The sequence below is a fragment of the Streptomyces sp. NPDC002809 genome, from assembly GCF_040295435.1.
Lineage (GTDB): Bacteria > Actinomycetota > Actinomycetes > Streptomycetales > Streptomycetaceae > Streptomyces.
Window position 1 is genome coordinate 20,604 of the sequence record NZ_JBEOVJ010000104.1, and the last position, 6,580, is coordinate 27,183.

At 73.8% G+C, this 6,580-nt stretch carries 5 protein-coding genes; 4 read left to right on the plus strand and 1 reads right to left on the minus strand.

The annotated features are described in order from the left end of the window. The first annotated feature begins 7 nt into the window (after positions 1-7). Entirely contained in the window at positions 8-742 is a 735-nt protein-coding gene (locus tag ABT025_RS35450) for an ABC transporter ATP-binding protein (protein WP_351002783.1), read from the plus strand. Further along, complete coding sequence (locus ABT025_RS35455; protein ID WP_351002784.1) at positions 736-3,231, plus strand: FtsX-like permease family protein; 2,496 nt, start codon at positions 736-738, stop codon at positions 3,229-3,231. Before ABT025_RS35450 ends, ABT025_RS35455 begins: the two co-directional genes overlap by 7 nt. A gap of 25 nt (positions 3,232-3,256) precedes the next feature. On the opposite strand, the gene ABT025_RS35460 is transcribed toward ABT025_RS35455, so the two are convergent. Further along, on the minus strand, positions 3,257-3,937 hold the full coding sequence (locus tag ABT025_RS35460; RefSeq protein ID WP_351002785.1) for a phosphotransferase: 681 nt from the start codon (positions 3,935-3,937) through the stop codon (positions 3,257-3,259). Between the two features lie 188 nt (positions 3,938-4,125). Here ABT025_RS35460 and ABT025_RS35465 point away from each other — a divergent pair, with 188 nt between their 5' ends. Both ABT025_RS35465 and ABT025_RS35470 read left to right on the plus strand, forming a co-directional pair. Further along, on the plus strand, positions 4,126-5,484 hold the full coding sequence (locus ABT025_RS35465; RefSeq protein ID WP_351002786.1) for an alpha-lytic protease prodomain-containing protein: 1,359 nt from the start codon (positions 4,126-4,128) through the stop codon (positions 5,482-5,484). Positions 5,485-5,596: 112 nt separating this feature from the next. Further along, entirely contained in the window at positions 5,597-6,448 is an 852-nt protein-coding gene (locus ABT025_RS35470; RefSeq protein ID WP_351002787.1) for a carbohydrate-binding protein, read from the plus strand. The last annotated feature ends 132 nt before the right edge of the window (positions 6,449-6,580 follow it).

Below are 6,580 nucleotides of genomic sequence, written 5' to 3' on the forward strand. Positions count from 1 at the left end.
GGTGTCCATGAATCACGCAGCTGTCCGGCTCCGCTCGGTCACCCGCTCCTACGGCAGGAACACCGGCGCGGTCACCGCGCTGGACGGGGTCAGCCTCGACATTCCCCGGGGCACGTTCACCGCCGTCATGGGCCCGTCAGGATCCGGCAAGTCCACCCTGCTCCAGTGCACGGCCGGTCTCGACCGGCCCACCGGCGGGCAGGTGTTCCTCGGCGACACCGAGCTGACCGGGCTCAGCGAGCGGAAGCTGACGCTGCTGCGACGCACCCGGATCGGCTTCGTCTTCCAGGCGTTCAACCTGCTTCCCTCGCTCAGCGCCGAGCAGAACGTCGCGCTCCCGCTGCGGCTGGCCGGCCGGCGGCCGAAGCGGGCCGAGGTCCTCGGCGTACTGGAGCGGGTGGGGCTGCTCGAACGGGCCGGGCACCGGCCCGCCGAGCTGTCCGGCGGTCAGCAGCAGCGCGTGGCCCTGGCCCGTGCCCTGGTCACCCGGCCCGACGTGCTGTTCGGTGACGAACCCACCGGCGCGCTGGACTCCACGACCGGCCGCCAGGTACTGACGCTGCTGCGCACCATGGTCGACGAGGGCCAGACCGTGATCATGGTGACGCACGACCCGGTCGCCGCCTCCTACGCGGACCGGGTGCTGTTCCTGGCCGACGGCAGGGTGCGGGACGAGGTGTCCTCCCCGTCCGCCGAGCAGGTCGCCGCGCGCATGACACGGATGGCGGCGGTCCCGTGCTGAGCCCGGCGCTGCGCGGCATGCGGACCCGCTGGGTCACCTTCGTCGGCTCCTTCCTCGCGCTGGCCCTCGGTGTGGGGATCGTCGCCACCACCGGGATGGCCCTCGCGGCCACGTTCGACGCCCCCCGTCACGGACCCGGGCGGTTCGCCGCCGCCCCTGTCGTGGTCCGGGGTGAGGACCGGCTGCGGGTACGGACCCCGATCGGAGTCCGTACGCAGGAGCTGGCCTCGCCCCGGTCGGTCCCGGCGGAACTCGCCACCGCTCTCGCGCGGCTCGGCCGTACGGTCGAGGACCGGACGTTCCCCGTCTCGGTCGGCGACGCCCGCCTCGACGAGGACGGCGGGGGAACGGTCGGCCACCCGTGGCCGGTCGCGGCCGCCACCCCCTACCGGCTGGCCGCCGGACGGGCCCCGGCCGCCGCCGGAGAGGTCGTCGTCACCGCGGGGGACGGCTCCGACGTGCGTACGGGGGACCGGATCGCGGTCGCCACCGCTGCGGGGACCGGCTTCCGGACGGTCGTCGGCACGGTACGCCCCGCGGGCTTCGAGACCGCCGTGTTCTTCACCGCTGCCGAGGCCGCCGCGATCTCCCCGGCCGTCGACGCCGTGGTGGTGCACGCGGATCCGGCCGCGGTGCGTGCGGTGGTGGACCGGGAGGACCGGATGGCGGTGCTCACCGGCGACGACCGCCGCCGGGCCGACCCCGACCCGGACCGGGACGCCGAGGCGCTGGTCTCGGTGAACGCGCTGCTGGGTACGGCCGCCGGCATCTCCGCGTTCGTCTCCGTCTTCGTGGTCGCGTCGACGTTCTCCTTCGCGGTCGCCCAGCGCCGCCGCGAGTTCGGTCTGCTGCGCACGGCCGGCGCGACCCCCGGGCAGGTGCGGCGGATGGTCTACGCGGAAGCGGTCGTCATCGGCGTACTGGCGTCGGCGGCGGGCTGCCTGCTGGGTGTCCTCGGTGCGCCCCGGCTCGTCTCCTGGATGACCGGCGAGGGGATCGCGCCCCACTGGTTCGCGCTCGGCGACCGGAACTGGCCGTTGCACACCGCTTTCTGGACCGGAATCGCCGTGGCGCTCGCCGGCGCGGTCGCCGCCTCGCGCCGGGCCGGGAGGGTGGGACCGGCCGAGGCGCTGCGAGAATCCGCCGTCGACAGCGGCTCGATGCCCCTGAGCCGGGTGCTGCTGGGCGCCACCGCCCTGCTGACCGGTGCGGTGCTGCTGGGCATTGCCCTCGTGCAGGACCCGGGGAGTGTCCTCAAGCGCAAGACGTACGTCACCCAGCCGATGCTGTTCATCGTCGGGTTGGCCCTGTTCGCACCCGTCCTCGTGCGGCCCGTCACCCGCCTGCTCGCCTGGCTGCCCGCCCAACTGCCGGGCGCCACCGGCGTACTGGCGAGGGAGAACGCCTCCGCCGCACTGCGCAGAACGGCCGCCGTCGCCGCCCCCGTGATCGTCACCGTGGCACTGGCCGCCTCGCTGACGGGCACGACGGCGACACTCGGCGAGGCCAGGGCGGCCGAGGCACGCACCCAGGTGACCTCGGACTTCGTGGCCACGGCGGGCGGCGGGGGAGGCGCGCTCCCCCGGCAGTTCGTGGAACGGGCCCGGCGGATCCCGGGCGTCGTCGTCAGCGCCTCGCGGTCCACCGCCGTGACCGTCCTGGAGGAAGGCACGGCGCTCGTCGGCTCCGAGGCGCGGGCCGTGGACCCGGCCGATGCGGCGGCGGTGTCGTCGCCTCCCGTGGTGGCGGGGAGCCTTGCCGGCCTCGACGACGGCTCCATCGTCGTCAACGAGGAGTGGATGACCACGACGATCGGCGAGCGCGTCGGCGTCTGGCTGGCCGACGGCCGCAAGGTCACCCTGCGGGTGGCGGCCGTGCTGAGCACCGGCACCGGGAACAACGGGGTGTACGTGACCCCGCGCAACGCCGGGGGTGCCGCGGTCGACCGGATCGACGTCAAGATCGTCGGGAACACCGGGCGTGCGGCCGTCGCGGCGCAGCTGGAGGCGGCCGGCCGGGCGACGGGCACCGAGGTGGTGACGAGGGCCGGGTGGCTCACGGAGAACCAACGGCAGTCCGGTGAGAACACCCGTATCGGGCTGTTGATGATCCTTCTCGTCGCCCTCGTGTACACGGGCATCGCGCTGGCCGGAACTCAGGTGATGGCGACCTCCGACCGGGTGCGCGACCTGGCGGTGCTGCGGCTTGCCGGCGCGACGAAGGCGCAGGTGCTGCGGCTGGTCGGGACGGAGGCGCTGATCGTGGTGGCGGTGGGCGCGGTGCTCGGCGGGGCGGTGGCCGCGCTGAACCTGTTCGGCGTACGGACCGCACTCGGACTGCTCGGCGTCGACTCGGAGGTCGTCGTCCCATGGGGGACCATCGGCCCGGTCGTCGCGGTGAGCGCGCTCCTGGCCGTGGTCTTCTCGGTGGTGCCCGCCTCGCTCGCGCTGCGCGTCCGGCCGGTCGAACCGGCGGGTGCGCGGGAGTAGTCCGGGTGCCCGGCCGGAGTCGGCCTCAGTGGGAGAGCGCGGTGACCAGTGCCACCGCCTCGCCGATGAGGTCCCGTTCGGCCGGACTCATCGTCGGGTTGGTGTCCCGGCGGGCCGCCGCGTCGGCGAGATGGCGGGCCGGGACACCGCCGTCCGCCATGAGGTGCGGCATCAGGGCGGTCAGCAGCGCGCGTCCGCCGCCCGCCGCGGGGTTGTCCGGATCGACGGCCACCTGGGCCAGGATCAGCGCCGACATGGCCCGGTCCAGGGCGGGCGGGCCCTCCTCGGTGTTGCTCCAGTCGATCACCACCGGGCCGTCGGCCGTCAGCATCACGTTGTCCGGGTGCAGGTCGAGGTGGAGGATCCGGTCCTCGGGATCCGGGGAGAGCCGGGCCGGGACGGTGTGCAGTTCGGCGAGCAGCCGGGCGAGCAGGGCGGAGCACTCGGCGCCGTCGATGTCGCCGCTGAGCAGGGACTCCAGCATCGTCGGACCGGTCAGCCGCTGCAGGACCAGATCGCCGGGGCCGGCCGACGGGGGTTGCAGGCCGAGCCGGGGGACCGGGTAGCCCGAGGCCGAGAGGTAGGCCATGACGGGCAGTTCGTGGGTGGCGTCAAGTCCGTCGCGGTAGCGCCGCAGGACCCACTGCTCGTCCAGTTCGTATACGTCGGCGGAGCGCCCGCTGCCCAGCATCTGGCCTATTCGCATGAGAGGAACCTACTCGCACGGACCGTGTGTGGGGAGGGCATGCGTGTGTGTTTCACCGCATCGCCGCCGGTCAGGGCAGCCCCATAACGCGATGCGATGGGGCGGACGGGATCTCCTGCAGCTGACGTGTACGCGGCTACGTTGTCGGCAATTCCCCCGAATTCAAGGAGAGTTCCGTGGAGAGATCCATGCTCCGCAGACGTGCACTGGCCGCGTGTACCGCCACCGTGGCCGTCGGTGCTCTCGCGCTTGCCGGACTGACCGGCACCGCGTCCGCCGACCCCTCCCCCCGAGCCCCCGCCGCCGGGGCAGACCGGCTCTCGCCCGGTCTGCTGAAGGCCATGCAGCGCGATCTCGGACTCACCGCCGACCAGGCGACGGAACGGATCGGCAACGAATCCCGTGCGGCCGTCGTGGCCGCCGGACTGCGGCGCTCGCTCGGCACCGGGTTCGCCGGGGCCCGGGTGAGCGGCGAGGCGGCGGAGCTGACCGTCGCCACGACCGATGCCGCGGACACCGGCCGCATCGCCGAGGCGGGCGCCAGGCCCGTCGTCGTCGACCACAGCCTGGCCGAACTCGCCTCCGCCAAGGCCGCCCTCGACCGCGTGGCGCTGCGCAAGGCCCCGGATGACGTGCCCGCCTGGTACGTCGACGTCGCCACCAACCGCGTCGTCGTCCAGGCCGGCCGGAGCGCCGCCGCCGACAGCTTCCTTTCCGCTGCAGGTGTCGCCCGCGGACTGGTGACGGTCACTCAGTCGTCCGGTGTGCCGCGGACGTTCACCGATCTTCGGGGCGGTGACGCGTACTACATGAACGGCTCCGGACGCTGCTCCATCGGCTTCCCCGTCAAGCGCGGAACCCAGGGCGGCTTCGTCAGCGCCGGGCACTGCGGAACCCCGGGTGTCAGCACCAGCGGGTACAACCAGCAGGCCCAGGGCTCCTTCCAGGGCTCCACCTTTCCCGGCCGGGACTACTCCTGGGTCGCCGCGAACACCGGCTGGACCCCGCGCCCGCTGGTGAACGGCTACGGCAACGGCGACGTGACGGTCACCGGGTCCACCGAGGCGCTGGAGGGTTCGTCGGTCTGCCGCTCCGGCTCGACGACCGGCTGGCACTGCGGCACGGTCCAGCAGCGCAACAGCAGCGTCACCTACCAGGAGGGCACCGTCTCCGGGGTGACCCGTACCAACGTGTGCGCCGAACCGGGCGACTCCGGAGGCTCGTTCGTCTCCGGCAGCCAGGCCCAGGGCGTCACCTCCGGCGGCACCGGCAACTGCTCCCAGGGCGGTACGACGTACTTCCAGCCGGTGAACCCGGCGCTCCAGGCGTACGGACTCACCCTGGTCACCAGCGGCACCCCGACCGACCCGCCGACCGACCCGACGAACCCGCCGACCGATCCGGGCGGCAGCTGGGCGGCCGGGACGGCATACGCCGCCGGTGACGTCGTGACGTACGGCTCGGGCAGCTACCGCTGCCTCCAGGGACACCGGGCGCAGCCCGGCTGGACGCCCCCGAACGTTCCTGCGCTCTGGCAGGCCCTGTAAAGCCGGCAGCCCGGCCGAACCCCTCCGGAGACAGAGGAACGGGGGGCCCGAGCCCCGACCTCGGGCCCCCGCACCCGCACGTGCCCTCCCCCACCACCCCGAGGAACCAGCCATGACTCCCGACCCGACATCCGTCCCGGCCGAAGGCTCCGCCGGTGACCGGCGCATCAGCCGCAAGACCCTCCTCAAGGCGGCCCTGGTCGCCACCGCCGTCCCGCTGCTCGCCGGGGGCGGGGTCGCGCTGGCGCGCGACGCCGGTTCCGGCGGGGTGCCGCTCGCCCCGACGCCGGACTGCGACGACGGCGACGGCCCCACGCACGACCAGATGGAGGGCCCGTACTTCAAGCCCGACTCCCCGCTCCGCACCAGCCTGGTGACCGCCGGAACCCCCGGTGTCCCGCTCACGGTCAGCGGTTACGTCTTCGGCCGGGAGTGCCGGCCGATCCCCGGAGTGCTGCTCGACTTCTGGCAGGCCGACACCAACGGTGCGTACGACATGAGCGGTTACGCCTTCCGCGGGCACCAGTTCACCGATGGGTCCGGCGCCTTCACGATCACGACGGTCGTGGCGGGGCTGTATCCCGGCCGCACCCGGCACATCCACGTGAAGGCACAGGCCCCAGGCTCGGGCATCCTCACCACGCAGCTGTACTTCCCGGGCGAACCCCGCAACAACACCGACGCCCTCTACGACCCGGCGCTCCTGATGAACGTCCGGTCCGTGGGATCCGGGAAGGAGGGGACCTTCGACTTCGTCCTCGACGTCGCCCAGGACCCGACGGATCCGACCGATCCGCCGACCGATCCGCCGACCGGGCCGGGCGGCAGCTGGGCGGTCGGAGCGCTCTACAACGCGGGTGACCGCGTCACATACGGCGGGGTCACCTACCGCTGTCTGCAGGCTCACACCGCCCTGACCGGCTGGGAGCCGCCGAAGGTCCCCGCGCTGTGGGAGCGCGGGTAGACACGGGCGGACAGGCGGGGTACCACCGCCGCGGGGGCGCCCCCCGGCGCCCGGGCCCGCGGGGGCCCCGCGGGGGGGCCCCCCCCGCGGGCCCCCCCAACGGACGGGGCGGGGGGGGGGGGGACAGGTATG